Here is a 13,715-nt window from a genome sequence, read left to right on the forward strand (position 1 = left end):
ATGTGGCACTCTGACCACAGGACAGGAGCAGGAACCCCGCCGTGGATGCCGCGCCAGCAATCGTTACGTCACAGGACCCAAGCCCCGCGGCGCAGTCGCAGCCTCTGGTTTATCGCACGCGGTTGCCGGTCAGGATCTGGCACTGGACCAACGCGGTCACGATCTTCGCCATGCTGATGAGCGGGGCGACGATCTTCAACGCTCACCCCCGCCTCTACTGGGGCAAGTACGGCGCCACCTTCGAAACGCCATGGCTGGAGATCGGGCGACAAGGCCAGCAAGGCTTCCTGCGCCTCGGAAACCTCCAGTTCGATACGACCGGCTTCCTGGGATGGACGGAACACTCGACCCGGGCTTTTCCGCCTCTCGTCACGATCCCCAATTACTACAGCTTGGCCGAAGGTCGCCAATGGCACTTCTTCTTCGCATGGGTGCTGGTAATATCTCTTACCCTCTTCGTCATTTATGCATTGTTTTCAAAACACTTGTCACGCGATCTTGCCCTAAAACCTGAAGAGCGCAAGCTCGCGCATCTGTGGCACGACATCAAGGAGCATGCCCGCCTGCGCTTTCCCACCGGCGAAGCGGCCAAAGCCTACAACCCCTTGCAGAAGATCGCTTACCTTGGCGTCATCTTCGTGCTGATCCCGCTGGTCGTGCTCACTGGAATGACCATGTCGCCCACGCTGAATGCTGCCTTCCCGTGGTTGCTCGATATCTTCGGCGGCAGGCAGTCGGCGCGATCGATACATTTCCTTTGTGCGACAGGCTTTTTGGCGTTCATACTCATCCATCTTCTCATGGTTTTGCTGGCCGGTCCATTCAACGAACTTCGCTCGATCGTCACCGGATGGTATCGGCTCCCCACACCGCGAAAGGAACGTCCATGACCCTTGTCACGCGACGCAACGCCATCGTCGGTGCCAGCGGTCTGCTTCTGGCCGGGTGCGAGAAGATCACCGCGTCCCCGACTGTCCGCAAGGTCCTGACATTAGGTGAGAAAGCCACGCTGTCCGGCCAGCGCCTGGTGACGGATCGCAATGCCCTCGCGCCGGAATTCACCCGCGCCGATCTCTCGCCCAGGTTCCGCATGAACGGCAATCGCTTGCCCGCTTCAGCGGAATATCAGGCCCACATGGCCAGCAACTTCGCCGACTGGAAGCTAGAAATCGGCGGCAAGGTCGCCCGCCCGTTCAGCCTCACTCTCGCCCAATTGAAAGCCGCACCGCAGCGTACCCAGATCACCCGGCACGATTGCGTCGAGGGATGGAGCGCGATCGGCGAATGGACTGGCGTGCCGCTCAGCCTGCTGCTGCGTCACGCGCAGATTTCCTCAACTGCTCAATACATTGTCTTCCATTGTGCAGATGATTTCTCAGGAATTCCCTACTATGAGAGCATCGACCTGATCGACGCCATGCACCCGCAGACGATCCTCGCCCACACGATGAACCGCCAGCCCCTTCCGGTCGGCCACGGCGCCCCGATCCGCCTGCGCGTCGAACGTGCGCTCGGCTACAAGCACGCCAAGTACGTCATGCGGATCGAAGCGGTCGAAACTCTTGCCGGCATCCACGGTGGCGGAGGCGGCTACTGGGAGGACCATTCCGGCTACCAGTGGTTCGCCGGGATCTAGACCTTCACCACACCCCGCTCGATCAAGCTGCGAGCGCAATCGAGAATGGAGTCCTCCACCGGCCGGATGGTCCAGCCCAGCCGCGACCGGGCATGGTCCGAACTTGCGCCACGCACATTGCCAAGCTCGCCCGTTACTTGACGGATCACCGGGTTGAACAGCGCAACCGTCCGCACCAGCCAGTCGGGCAGCTTGCGCGTCGGCACCTTGCGCGCCTGCGGCCCCAGGTTTGCCTTGAGCACCTTGGCCACGTCGGCGATCTTAAGGAACGGACCCGAGGCAATGAAACGCTCGCCCGCGATTCCCGGCGCGGTCAATGCCCGCACATGAAGGTCCGCAACGTCACGCACATCGACGATCCCGAAACCCAAGTCCGGGCACCCCGGCAGGGCGCCCGACAGCAGTTGCCGCACGACCTCGATCGATGGCGAGAAGTCGCCGGACCACACCGGCCCCAGCACGGCCGCCGGATTGACCGAGACGAACTCCATTCCCCCGCCTTCCGAGGCCACCCAGTCCCGCGCCGCGCGTTCAGCAATGGTCTTGGACTTCACGTACGCGTAGACATCCGCCCCATCCAGGTTGGTCCAGTCCCGCTCGGTGAACTCGAACACCCCCTTGCCATGGCCATAGGCAATCGCGGCTACCGACGAGGTCTGCACGAACCGCGTCACCCCGGCGTCCCGTGCGTAACGTAACGCACGCAACACCCCCTCGCGCGCCGGGATGATCAGCTCGTCCTCATGTCGTGGCGCATCGGCCCGGAACGGTGAGGCGACATGCGCCACGTGGCTGCACCCGGCCATCGCCTCGGCCCACCCGGCATCGGCCGTGAGGTCCGCGGCGAAGAACCGCAACGTCTCAGCGGTCCCGCCAAGGAGCGGCCGCAATTGCGCCTCGCGCGACAGGGAACGGACCGTGGCGTGGACTGTCCACCCCTCGGCCAGAAGCTGGCGGATGAGGAACCCGGCGATGTAGCCGCTGCCACCCGATACGAGGACCGTGCCCGCCATTTTTCCGCTCTCCCCATCGATCGATTTGAGGAGAGGATAGCGCGGGGGCGTCCGGTTGCAAATCGCTACGGTTCAGCCTGCGGCAGTAGGCCCTGCGTTCGGCAGAGTTGCGGGAGAGTCAGGTGGGAGTTGCCCGTTTGCCTGCGAGAGTTGGAAAACGGGCAATTCTCCGGATTATCGCATCAGAACAAGCTCTTCCGCCATTGACGGGTGCAAAGCCACCGTCGCATCAAAGTCAGCCTTGGTCAGCCCCGCCTTCACCGCAATCGCCGCCGCCTGAAGGATCTCCGGGCTGTCCGGCCCGATCATGTGAATGCCCAGCACCTTCTCGGTCGAGGCATCGACGATCATCTTGTAAAGCCCGCGCTCAGGCCGATGCCCGAAGATGTTCTTCATCGGGCGGAAGTCGGACGAGTAGACCTTGATATTGCTGCCAAATGCTTGACGCGCCTGACTTTCTGTCAGGCCCACGCCCGCCAGCGGTGGCTGCGAAAACACCGCGCTGGGGATGGCATCATAGCTCACCGAAGTGTCTTTGCCGCCGAACACGCGGTCGGCAAAGGCCTGGCCCTCGCGGATCGCGATAGGCGTAAGCTGCACGCGGTTCGTTACGTCACCCACGGCATAGATGCTGTCGCACGCAGTCCTGCCATGATCGTCGACCGGAATCTCGCCCGTCGAACCCAATGTAATTCCGGCGTTTTCCAGGCCAAGGCCATCGGTCTTGGGCCGACGGCCGGTCGCCACCAGCACCACGTCGGCGTGGATCGGATCGGGTTGCTTGCCGACATAGACGTCGAACGATCCATCGTCCCGCTTCTCCACCCGATCGAACGGGCAATTGAATTTGTATTCGATCCCGCGGGCCATGGTTATCTGGAGCAGGCGGTCCCGGAGGGATTCATCGTACCCGCGCAGGATCGTCTCGCTGCGATTGACCACCGTTACGTGACAGCCCAGCGCATTGAAAATCCCGGCGAATTCCATCGCGATATAGCCAGCGCCAGAGATTACGACGCGCTTGGGTAACTTCTCGAGATGGAAAACCTCGTTCGAGGTAATGCAGTGCTCGCTACCCGGAAATTCGGGCATCACCGGCCAGGCGCCGGTTGCGATCAGGATGTACTTCGCGCTGATTTCCCTGCCCGACGCCAGCCGCACGCTGTGCGGCCCCGCCACCTCTGCGCGCTCAAGGAAGCGTTCGACCTTGTTGGTCTCCAGCGTGTTGGTGTAGGCCGTGTTGAGCCGGTCGACATCCCGGAGCACGGCGTCACGTAACGTCGGCCAGTCGAACGTCATCTTCTCGACTGTCCAGCCGTAGTTGGCCGCGTCCTGCAGTTCCTCGGCGAAATGCGATCCATAGACCAGCAGCTTCTTGGGCACGCAGCCGCGGATCACGCAGGTGCCGCCGACGCGGTATTCCTCAGCCACCGCCACCCGCGCGCCATGGCTCGCGGCAATGCGGCTGGCGCGCACACCGCCCGATCCTGCACCAATCACGAAGAGATCGTAGTCGAAGTCCTGCCCGGAAACCTGCTCAGCCATATGCACTCCTGTTGGTGAAGCGCATATGGCCTCTGGTCTCGGCCAAGACCAGAGGCATTTAGGCGATATTGTTAGCCTTGCAAACTATCAGCCGCCAATTCCTGCAGCGGAGAGAAGTGCTTCCGTCGACGGATCGAAGCCAGCGCCGCCGCCAGCCTCGATCTGCTTTGCAATCGCCTTGCCCAGCTCGACGCCGAACTGGTCGAACGGGTTGATTCCCAGCATTGCGGCCGAAACGAACGTGCGGTGCTCGTGGAACGCGATCAGCGCGCCCAGCGTGGCAGGGTTCAGGTCATCGCACAGGATCGTCGCCGAAGGCCGGTCGCCGGGATAGGCACGGGCACCGTCGTCAGACGCCTTGCCCGCCATCAGCGCCGCCCCTTGGGCAAAGCAGTTCGACAGGAGAATCTCATGGTGGGCCGGGTCAAGATCGTGACCAGGCGTTTTCACGGCAAGGAAGTCCACGGGGATCAGGTGCGTGCCCTGATGGAGCAGCTGAAACACCGCATGCTGCGCATCGGTGCCGACGCCGCCCCACGTTACCGGCGCGCTGGCGCGGGTCAGAGGAGAGCCATCGGCGAGCACGCTCTTGCCGTTCGATTCCATTTCGAGTTGCTGGAGATAGTCGGGCAGCAGCTTCAGCCGCTCGTCATAGGCGAATACCGCGCGCGTCTGGCAGCCTCGAACCTGCGTGTAATAAAGGTCGGCGAAGGCCGCGCGCACCACGATGTTCTCGGCAAGGTCGGCGTCGATGAAGTGCCGGTCGATCGCTGCAGCGCCATCGAGGAACTCGGCAAAGCCTTCCCAGCCCAGTGCCATGGCCACCGGGAAGCCGATCGATGACCACAGCGAATAGCGTCCGCCCACCGTTTCCGAAAACGGCAGTACGCGGGTTTCATCCACGCCCCATTCGACTGCCTTTTCGGGAGATGCAGTGAGCGCAATCACGCGTCCGTAGGGATCGGCGACACCGCCCTCACGCAACCACTCCAGCGCCGAATGCGCATTGGTCATGGTCTCGGTCGTCGTGAAAGTCTTGGAGGCCACGGCAATCAGCGTCGTCTCGGGATCGCAGGCCTTGATCGCAGCCTCAAGCGCACAGCCGTCGATGTTGGAAACGACATGAACGGCAACCTTCGCCCCTTCGCGGGTCAGAGCATCGATTGCCAGCGCCGGCCCAAGCGCCGATCCCCCGATGCCGATGTGGATCAGGCTCTTCACTTCGCCCAGCGCGCCTTCGTGGATGGCTTCGACGAGCATCCGCATTCGGGCATGCAACGCCTCGGCCTCCTCGACACTGGTGTCCTTGCCGACCCCGCGTTGCGCGGTGTGCTCGGCAGCGCGGCCTTCGGTGTTGTTGATCTTTTCGCCCGCAATCAGCGCATCGCGCTGCTCCTCAAGGTCCTTCGCGGCTGCAACCGAGCCGAACAAGGCTTCGACTTCCGGCGAAAGGTGCGTCTTGGACCAGTCGAAGATCACCGGGCCGCCGGGCAGATCCAGCGTGGTCGAATAGCGTGTTAGCCGCGCAGCGTCGGAAAACAGAGTCTTCAGGGTTGGCCGCGGCAACTTCTCCAGTGCCGTCCAAAATTGATGTGCGTCGCCTTCCGACATGTCCAACCTCATCCTTTCGCAACTGCGTAATAGCCCTAATGCCCTCTCGGGGACGCCGCGCCAAGCGCGCTGTTCATCGCCGCGCAAGCTGCGCAGACGTATTTCGCCGCTGTATTATACAAACAACACACTTGACGAAGGGCCTTGCTGGCAACATGACCGCGACGATGAACGACACGCCCGAAGCCAGCAGCCCCACTCCGGTAGAGCCGGCCGCGCCCGCACCTGCACCGGCCAAACCGAAGAAGGAAAAGAAGGAGGACAGCTTCCCTGTCTTCCTGATCAAGCTGGTGATCGTCGTCGCGATCTTCCGCAGCTTTATCTTCTCGCCGTTCAACATCCCGTCGGAATCGATGTTGCCGCGGCTCGAGAATGGTGACTATCTCCTCGCCGCCAAATGGCCCTACGGCTACAGCAGCTACTCGCTGCCGTTCAGCGCGCCCCTGCTGCCCAAGCGCATTTTCGCCAGCCAGCCAGAACGTGGCGATATTGCCATCTTCAAGGCGCCTCCCGGCAATGATGTCGACTACATCAAGCGCGTGATCGGCCTGCCCGGCGATACCGTACAGATGATCGACGGCGTGCTGCACCTGAACGGACAGGCCGTGCCCAAGGTGAAGGTTGAGGATTTCGTCATCCCCGTCAGCCCCAACACCGATTGCCTCTCGGCCGAATTTGTCGTGACCGAAGCTGATGGCAGCCAGACCTGCCATTACCCGCAATTCCGCGAGACGCTGCCGAACGGCAAGAGCTACAACGTGCTCGACCTTGGCCAGCGTGATGCCGACAACACCGTGCCGGTCGTGGTGCCAGAGGGCCAGTTGTTCATGATGGGCGACAACCGCGACAACTCGATGGACAGCCGCTTCCCGGCAATGGAAGGCGGCGGCATCGGCCTTGTCCCTCAGGAGAACCTCGTTGGCCGCGCGACGGTGATGATGTGGTCCACCGATGGCAGCGCCAACTGGTTCCTGCCCTGGACCTGGTTCACCGCGGCGCGCTGGAACCGCATCGGGGGCACGTTCTGAGCGCGCTGCCGCCTGAAACGCTGGGCTACCTTACGGACCTTACCGGGGGGGCACCGACACGCGTCGATCTGTGGACCGAAGCCCTCACCCATGGCTCGATGGGCGAGGCACGCGATTACCAGCGCCTGGAGTTTCTTGGCGACAGGGTGCTGGGCCTTGCCATTGCCGAGTGGCTGCATGAAAAGAGCGATGCCGCCGAAGGCAAGCTCTCGCAGCGGCTCAACGCCCTGGTCAGCCGCGAAACCTGCGCCGATGTTGCACGCCATATTGCCCTCCCCAGCCACATCCGGCTCGGCAAGCAGGCGCGCGATGATGGCGGGACGCAGAGCGACAACATCCTGGGCGACGTGATGGAAGCGCTGATCGGCGCTCTCTTCGTCGAACGCGGGTTCGATGCCGCACGCGCTTTCGTGCGCAGGGTGTGGGACAAGCCGATGGCCACAGGGACCGGCCAGCGCAAGCATCCCAAGGCTGCTCTGCAGGAATGGGCAGCAGGCAACCGCCGCAAGCCCCCGGTCTACACTCTGGTCGCGCGCGAAGGACCCGATCATGCGGCCCGGTTCACGGTCTCGGTCGAAGTGAAGGGCGTCGGCACGGCCAGCGCCAGCGGCAGCAGCAAGCAGGAGGCCGAAACCTCCGCCGCCCGCGCCTTCATGCAGGATTTCGGCTAAATCTAGCGGCGCGCGCCCATTTGGCCTAAGATGGCCGCAACTCTTCTGAAGAACTGGAATAATGACCGAAAAATGTGGCCTCGTGGCCGTCCTCGGCGCACCTAACGCCGGCAAGTCGACCCTCGTCAATGCCCTCGTCGGCCAGAAAGTTGCGATCGTATCACCCAAGGCGCAGACCACGCGCGCGCGCCTCATGGGCATTGCCCTTGCGGACATCGGCGAGGACAAGGCGCAGATCATCCTGGCCGATACGCCCGGCCTGTTCGAACCACGTCGCCGCCTCGACCGCGCAATGGTCAGCGCGGCATGGGACGGCGCGCAGGAAGCCGACGCGATCCTGCTGGTGGTCGACGCCCGCAAGAAGAAGCGCGACTATCTCGAACCCATTCTCGAAACACTCAAAGGGCGACCGGAACGCAAGCTCCTGGTGCTGAACAAGGTGGACTCCACGCCAAAGGAACCGCTGCTGGTCATGGCCGAGGCGCTGACCCAGGAAGCCGAGTTCGATGAGGTGTTCTTCGTCTCCGCGCTCACCGGCGATGGCGTGCCCGAACTCAAGCAGCGCCTTGCCGCACTCATGCCCGAAGGCGCGTGGCATTATCCCGAAGACCAGGTGTCGGATGCCAGCGAACGCCTGATGGCTGCAGAGATTACCCGCGAGCAGCTCTATCGCCAGCTTCACGACGAGCTGCCCTATGACAGCACCGTGCGGCCGGAGAAGTATATCCAGCGAAAGGATGGCTCGGTAGAGATCCACCAGCAGATCGTGATCGCCCGCGAAACCCAGCGCGCGATCGTGCTGGGCAAGGGCGGCGCGAAGATCAAGGCAATCGGTGAAGCGGCGCGCAAGGAACTGGCGCAACTGCTGGACACCAAGGTGCATCTCTTCCTTCACGTGAAGGTCGACGAGCGTTGGGCCGACGCCAAGGAAATCTACGAGGAAATCGGACTCGAATGGGTAAAGTGATGCGGCTTGCTCTTGCAGCGCTTGCGCTTGTTGCCAACCCAGCTCTTGCCGGACCCGCCCCGCTTCCGGAAGGCGCGCAGTATGTGGCGCTGGGCAGTTCTTTCGCGGCCGGCCCGGGCGTTGGCCCCAACACGCCCGGCACGCCGGATCGCTGTGGCCGGGGAACCCTGAACTATCCCAACCTGCTGGCGACAAGGCTGAAGCTTTCGCTGGTTGACGCCACTTGCAGCGGCGCAACAACCGAACACGTCCTCGGCCCGTGGAAGGAAATACCGGCGCAGATCGAGAGCGTTACCGCCGATGTCCGGCTTGTCACTGTAACCATCGGCGGCAACGACGTGAACTTCGTCGGCAACATCTTTGCCGCAGCGTGCGAGCTGATGCCGACACCGGATGCGCGCTGCCAGAAGTGGCGCGACATCGGCGAGGACGTGTGGAAGGCCGACGAGGAGCGCATGCGCCGCATCGTCCGCGAAGTGCGCCAGCGGGCTCCGGAAGCACGCGTTGTCTTCGTCGACTACATCACTGTCCTGCCTCCCAGGGGTACATGCGCCTCCCTTCCGATCAGTGTCGAGCGGATGAACCAGAGCCGCCACGCGGCGAAGCGTCTCGCCAAGCTGACTGCCAAGGTCGCGCGTGAGGAAGGCGCCGAACTCTTCCGTTTCTCTGCGATGTCGAAAGATCACGCACCCTGCTCGGCCAATCCCTGGAGCAACGGCCTCAATGCGCCGTCGGGGGACGGCATCCCGATCCATCCCAACCGCGCCGGTCATGAGGCCGCAGCTGAGGGTCTGGCCCGGTTTCTGCGCTGACCGGCGATCGTTACTAACGGTTCGTCGGCCGCACAGGGCAGTTTGTCGCCGTTCTCTGGCTTTGTTGCACTGCAGCACGGAATTGACATCGACAATTGACGTTTGCCCCCTAGCGTCGCCCGCGCGAAGGGAACGGGCAGCTCGCCCGTTAACGTCCCGGGTGCAATGGTGGACGGAGTGCGAGCATGAACGAAACTGGCGGCGTTTTGGCAGCGGCCACAGTAGGCGCGCTGCCCGGCCGGTCTTTCCCATCCGCCATCAGGAACTTGCGCAGGCCCAAGGTATTGCCCGCCTGGCTGCTAGAGGCCGCCGGGTTCGCCCTGATCTTCATGGTCACGCGCAGTTTTCTCTTCGGCAATCCGGTGGTCCATATCGACGAGCAGTTCTACCTGTTCGTCGCGGAACGCATGCGCGATGGGGCGGTGCCCTATGTCGACATCTGGGACCGCAAGCCGATCGGCCTCTTCCTGCTTTACGAAGCGCTGGCTTCGCTACCGTTCGATCCTGTGATTGCCTATCAGGTCGGCGCAGGCATCAGCTTCACGCTGACGGCCATGGTCCTGACCCGGTTGGCGCGCGAAATTGCCTCTCCAAGGGCCGCGTGGCAGGCTGGTGCCGCCTACGTCCTGTTCATGCCGATCTTCAATGCCGGCATGGGACAGGCGCCGGTCTTCTACAACCTGCTCGTCGCCATGGCGGCATGGGGTGTGGTCGACAGCGTCAAGCGCCCTGAGCACCCCCCGCTGATCTGGCGGGGCTGCCTCGTCATGCTGCTGCTGGGGCTTGCCATCCAGATCAAGTACACGGTGATATTCGAAGGTGCCGCGTTCGGCCTGATCCTGCTGGCGCGCGGCTTTGCCGATGTCTGGTCGTTCAAGCGCCTGGCTGCAACCGGCCTGCTCTGGATTGGCGTCGCACTCTTGCCGACGCTTGCCGCGATGGCCTGGTATGCCGGAATCGGACAGCTCGATGCCTTCATCTATGCAAATTTCGTCTCGATCTTTGATCGCGGCTCGGATGGCTGGGTATCGTACTGGCGCCTGCTCAAGGAAGTCGTGGTCCTGACGCCGTTCTGGCTGGCGATCTTCAGAGCACCCAGGATGTTCGATACGTTGGCCGGGGCCAACCTGGTCGGCCACCGCGTGCTCGCTCTCTGGGGTATGGCAGCCTGCACCGGGTTTCTCGCTTTCGGCACGTGGTACGACCATTACGTATCGCCCGTGCTCATGCCGCTTGCGGTCCTGGCCGCTCCGGCCTTGGCGCGTGCGACGCCAGGTGAGCGGTGGTATGGCCGCCTGCTGCTCGGATTTGGCGCAATCGCTGGCGTGGTGGTGATGCTCTATCAGCTTAATCAGCACGGAACTTCCAGGCAGTACCAAGCGATGAACGCGGCAATCGCCCAGGAACTGCACGCGGGCTGCCTATATATCTACGAAGGCGAGATGGCGTTCTATCGGACGACCAACACCTGCCTGCCGACACGGTGGATCTTCCCCAACCACCTCAATACTTATGTCGAAGCCCCCGCAATCGGGGTCGATCCTTCCGCCGAACTCGCGCAAATCCTGGCCAGCAAGCCCGGCGTGATCGTGATGCGCGGCCTGAACAAGAAGCTTTACCTGCCAAACATGGACACGCGGCGCATGATACAGACGGAACTCGCCCGCAAGTATGAACGCTATGCCCGTGTACCTCTGGGCAACAAGGAATACTGGCTCTACCGGCCGCGCCGTTAAGCGCGACCGGTAGAAAGCTTACTCGGCGCTTTTCGCAACCTTCTTCGCCGGCGCTTTCTTTGCCGCTGGCTTCTTGGCCGCTTCCTTTTTCGGCGCGTCCTTCTTTGGGGCCGCCTTCTTGGCCGGGGCCTTCTTCGCGCCCTTCTTGCCCTTGGCCGGGCCCTTGGCAGCCCGCTCGTCGATCAGGGTGATCGCCTCTTCCAGCGTCAGGGCTTCGGGCTGCTTGTCCTTCGGCAAAGTCGCATTGGTGGTGCCATCGGTGACATAGGGACCATAGCGCCCCGCCATCAGCTTGATCTCACCGCCAGACGTCGGGTGTGCACCAAAAACCTTGAGCGGTTCGGCTGCCGTCCGGCCCCCACGCGCACCCGCGCCCGCTGCTGCCGCAGCGAGATGCATGACGGCAGCATTCATTCCGGTCTCGAACACTTCGCTTGTTGACTTCAGCCTCGCGTACTTGCCGTCATGTGCGAGATAGGGCCCGTAGCGGCCAATGCTCGCCGTGATCGGATTGCCGCTTTCAGGATGCTTGCCCACCTCACGCGGCAGAGACAGCAGCTTGAGCGCCCACTCCAGATCGAGTTCGCCAATGTCCTTGGGGATCGACGCACGCTTGGCCTCCTTGCCCTCACCCAACTGGATGTAGGGACCGAAGCGGCCAGCCTTGCGCACGACTTCAAGTCCGGTCTCAGGATCCTTGCCCAGAACGCCGTCCTCGCCACCGTCACCGTCTGATCCGCCGGGCTGCGCAAACTTGCGGGTGTACTTGCACTCCGGATAGTTCGAGCAGGCGACGAACGCCCCGTAACGTCCACCGCGCAGCGAAAGGCGTCCCGCCTCGCACTTGGGACAAAGCCGCGGATCGCTGCCGTCCTCGCGCGGCGGGAAGAGGTAGTCGGAAAGGAATTCGTCCAGCTCGGCCGTCACCTCGCTCGGCTTCTTCTCCATCACCTCGTCGGACTTGGGCTTGAAGTCGCGCCAGAACTCGGCAAGCACCTTCTTCCATTCGGCACGCCCGCCCGACACATCGTCAAGCTCCTCTTCCATGCCCGCAGTGAACTCGTAAGCCACGTAGCGGGTGAAGAAGCGTTCAAGAAACGATGTCAAAAGTCGGCCCGATTCCTCTGCGAAGAAACGGTTTTTCTCGGTCCGAACGTAGTTCCGGTCCTTGAGCACCTGCAGCGTCGCGGCATACGTCGAGGGCCGGCCAATGCCCAGTTCCTCTAGGCGCTTCACCAGGCTGGCTTCCGAATAGCGCGGCGGCGGCTGGGTAAAGTGCTGCGTTGCATCGACACCGCGCTTGGCCGGCGTGTCGCCCTTGTTGAGCGAAGGCAGCAGGCTCCCATCCTCGTCATCGCCATCGGCCTTCTGGTCGCGGCCTTCTTCGTAGACGGCAAGGAAGCCGGGGAACTTCACCACCTGCCCCGTCGCGCGCAGCTCGTGCTTGCCGGTCCCGTCGCGCAGCGTCACGCTGGTCCGTTCAATATTGGCAGAGGCCATCTGGCTCGCCATCGCCCGCTTGTAGATCAGGTCGTAAAGGCGCGCCTCGTCGCCCGAACCATAGCGATCCTTCGAAAAGTCGGTTGGCCGGATGGCTTCATGCGCTTCCTGAGCATTCTTCGCCTTCGTCTCGTAATGACGGGGTTTTTCGGGAAGGTAATGCCCGTCATACCGGTCCGAGATCGCCTTGCGCGCCGCCGAAATCGCGCTCGGGTCCATCTGCACGCCATCGGTACGCATGTAGGTGATCGCGCCCGCTTCATACAGCGTCTGCGCCACACGCATGGTGTGGCTGGCCGAGAAGCCGAGCTTGCGCGCGGCTTCCTGCTGCAAGGTCGATGTGGTGAACGGCGGATAGGGATTGCGGCGCGTCGGCTTCGTCTCGACGTCCTCGACGCGGAACGTGCCAGCCTCGACCACGGCCTTGGCCTTCATCGCGGCCCCTTCGTCACCCAACGTCAGCTTGTCGAGCTTCTGGCCATCGAACTTGACGAGCCGTGCGGCAAATTCCGTCCCGCCCTGCTCGAGCCGAGCAATGACCGACCAGTATTCCTGCGCCTTGAAAACCTCGATCTCGCGCTCGCGCTCGACGATGAGGCGCAGGGCCACCGACTGCACGCGCCCTGCCGACTTCGCGCCGGGCAGCTTGCGCCACAGCACCGGCGAAAGCGTGAAGCCGAACAGGTAATCGAGCGCGCGGCGGGCGAGGTAGGCATCGATCAGGTCCTGGTCGAGCTCGCGCGGGCGCTTCATCGCATCGGTCACCGTCTGCTTGGTGATTGCATTGAAGGTAACCCGCTCCACTTCCTTCGGAAGTGCCTTACGTTTCTTCAGCAACTCCCTGACATGCCAGGAAATTGCCTCGCCTTCACGATCAGGGTCGGTCGCCAGGATAAGGCGATCGGCGTCCTTGGCCGCATCGGTGATGGCTTTCACACGGGACTGCTTGTCCCCGTAGAGTTCCCAATCCATCGCGAAGTCCTCGTCGGGACGGACAGAGCCATCCTTTACCGGAAGATCGCGGATATGACCGTAGGAGGCGAGAACCTTGAAGCCGGGGCCGAGGTACTTCTCGATGGTCTTGGCCTTGGCCGGGGATTCAACAATGACAAGCTGCATGGCGATGAAAAGCAGTCCTTACGTGTACGTACGCGCGAGGGTGGGGATTGGCTTCGCGGTTCGTCAAGCGGATGGTT

Annotated in this window: 11 protein-coding genes; 7 read left to right on the top strand and 4 right to left on the bottom strand. The window is 62.8% G+C overall.

Annotated elements, in window-relative coordinates:
* The first annotated feature begins 41 nt into the window (after positions 1 to 41).
* Together IM701_RS08730 and IM701_RS08735 are read left to right on the top strand one after the other, a co-directional pair.
* Positions 42 to 890: a cytochrome b/b6 domain-containing protein gene (locus IM701_RS08730; protein ID WP_370584299.1), complete on the top strand. Its 849-nt coding sequence runs from the start codon at positions 42 to 44 to the stop codon at positions 888 to 890.
* Positions 887 to 1,636 carry a molybdopterin-binding protein gene (locus IM701_RS08735; RefSeq protein WP_193826695.1) on the top strand — a complete coding sequence of 250 codons (750 nt, stop codon included), beginning with the start codon at positions 887 to 889 and terminating at the stop codon, positions 1,634 to 1,636. Before IM701_RS08730 ends, IM701_RS08735 begins: the two co-directional genes overlap by 4 nt.
* On the opposite strand, the gene IM701_RS08740 is transcribed toward IM701_RS08735, so the two are convergent.
* The 3 genes from IM701_RS08740 to pgi form a co-directional block, all read right to left on the bottom strand.
* On the bottom strand, positions 1,633 to 2,649 hold the full coding sequence (locus IM701_RS08740) for an NAD-dependent epimerase/dehydratase family protein (protein WP_039332047.1): 1,017 nt from the start codon (positions 2,647 to 2,649) through the stop codon (positions 1,633 to 1,635). The two genes, IM701_RS08735 and IM701_RS08740, sit on opposite strands and share 4 nt — an antisense overlap.
* 174 nt (positions 2,650 to 2,823) lie before the next feature.
* The gene (gene gorA / locus IM701_RS08745) at positions 2,824 to 4,194 is read right to left on the bottom strand and encodes a glutathione-disulfide reductase (protein ID WP_193826696.1); all 1,371 of its coding nucleotides are present in this window, start codon (positions 4,192 to 4,194) and stop codon (positions 2,824 to 2,826) included.
* Positions 4,195 to 4,281: 87 nt separating this feature from the next.
* On the bottom strand, positions 4,282 to 5,805 hold the full coding sequence (gene pgi / locus IM701_RS08750; RefSeq protein WP_193826697.1) for a glucose-6-phosphate isomerase: 1,524 nt from the start codon (positions 5,803 to 5,805) through the stop codon (positions 4,282 to 4,284).
* 167 nt (positions 5,806 to 5,972) lie between these two features.
* On the opposite strand from pgi, the gene lepB reads away from it, so the two are divergent.
* From lepB to IM701_RS08775, 5 genes are all read left to right on the top strand, one after another.
* Positions 5,973 to 6,833, top strand: coding sequence for a signal peptidase I (lepB, locus tag IM701_RS08755; protein ID WP_062342068.1), 861 nt, complete (start codon positions 5,973 to 5,975; stop codon positions 6,831 to 6,833).
* Positions 6,806 to 7,504: a ribonuclease III gene (gene rnc / locus IM701_RS08760; RefSeq protein WP_193828394.1), complete on the top strand. Its 699-nt coding sequence runs from the start codon at positions 6,806 to 6,808 to the stop codon at positions 7,502 to 7,504. Before lepB ends, rnc begins: the two co-directional genes overlap by 28 nt.
* Before the next feature lie 61 nt (positions 7,505 to 7,565).
* A complete protein-coding gene (gene era, locus IM701_RS08765; RefSeq protein ID WP_193826698.1) occupies positions 7,566 to 8,471 on the top strand; it encodes a GTPase Era in 906 nt (301 codons plus the stop codon).
* On the top strand, positions 8,459 to 9,283 hold the full coding sequence (locus IM701_RS08770; protein ID WP_193826699.1) for an SGNH/GDSL hydrolase family protein: 825 nt from the start codon (positions 8,459 to 8,461) through the stop codon (positions 9,281 to 9,283). The genes era and IM701_RS08770 overlap by 13 nt, the downstream gene beginning before the upstream one ends.
* A 185-nt stretch (positions 9,284 to 9,468) precedes the next feature.
* Entirely contained in the window at positions 9,469 to 11,019 is a 1,551-nt protein-coding gene (locus tag IM701_RS08775; RefSeq protein WP_193826700.1) for a hypothetical protein, read from the top strand.
* A gap of 18 nt (positions 11,020 to 11,037) precedes the next feature.
* On the opposite strand, the gene topA is transcribed toward IM701_RS08775, so the two are convergent.
* Positions 11,038 to 13,638 (bottom strand): type I DNA topoisomerase, encoded by a 2,601-nt coding sequence (topA, locus tag IM701_RS08780; RefSeq protein WP_193826701.1) that lies wholly within the window; start codon positions 13,636 to 13,638, stop codon positions 11,038 to 11,040.
* Positions 13,639 to 13,715: the final 77 nt, after the last annotated feature.

Origin of the sequence: Novosphingobium sp. ES2-1 (genome assembly GCF_015169775.1) — a bacterium.
Classification (GTDB): Bacteria; Pseudomonadota; Alphaproteobacteria; order Sphingomonadales; family Sphingomonadaceae; genus Novosphingobium; species Novosphingobium subterraneum.

Excerpts from the sequence above, each read along its gene's own strand:
- IM701_RS08735 (WP_193826695.1), top strand. The coding sequence starts at position 887 with ATGACCCTTGTCACGCGACGCAACGCCATCGTCGGTGCCAGCGGTCTG.
- IM701_RS08740 (WP_039332047.1), bottom strand. The coding sequence starts at position 2,649 with ATGGCGGGCACGGTCCTCGTATCGGGTGGCAGCGGCTACATCGCCGGG.
- gorA (WP_193826696.1), bottom strand. The coding sequence starts at position 4,194 with ATGGCTGAGCAGGTTTCCGGGCAGGACTTCGACTACGATCTCTTCGTG.
- pgi (WP_193826697.1), bottom strand. The coding sequence starts at position 5,805 with ATGTCGGAAGGCGACGCACATCAATTTTGGACGGCACTGGAGAAGTTG.
- lepB (WP_062342068.1), top strand. The coding sequence starts at position 5,973 with ATGAACGACACGCCCGAAGCCAGCAGCCCCACTCCGGTAGAGCCGGCC.
- era (WP_193826698.1), top strand. The coding sequence starts at position 7,566 with ATGACCGAAAAATGTGGCCTCGTGGCCGTCCTCGGCGCACCTAACGCC.
- IM701_RS08770 (WP_193826699.1), top strand. The coding sequence starts at position 8,459 with ATGGGTAAAGTGATGCGGCTTGCTCTTGCAGCGCTTGCGCTTGTTGCC.
- IM701_RS08775 (WP_193826700.1), top strand. The coding sequence starts at position 9,469 with ATGAACGAAACTGGCGGCGTTTTGGCAGCGGCCACAGTAGGCGCGCTG.
- topA (WP_193826701.1), bottom strand. The coding sequence starts at position 13,638 with ATGCAGCTTGTCATTGTTGAATCCCCGGCCAAGGCCAAGACCATCGAG.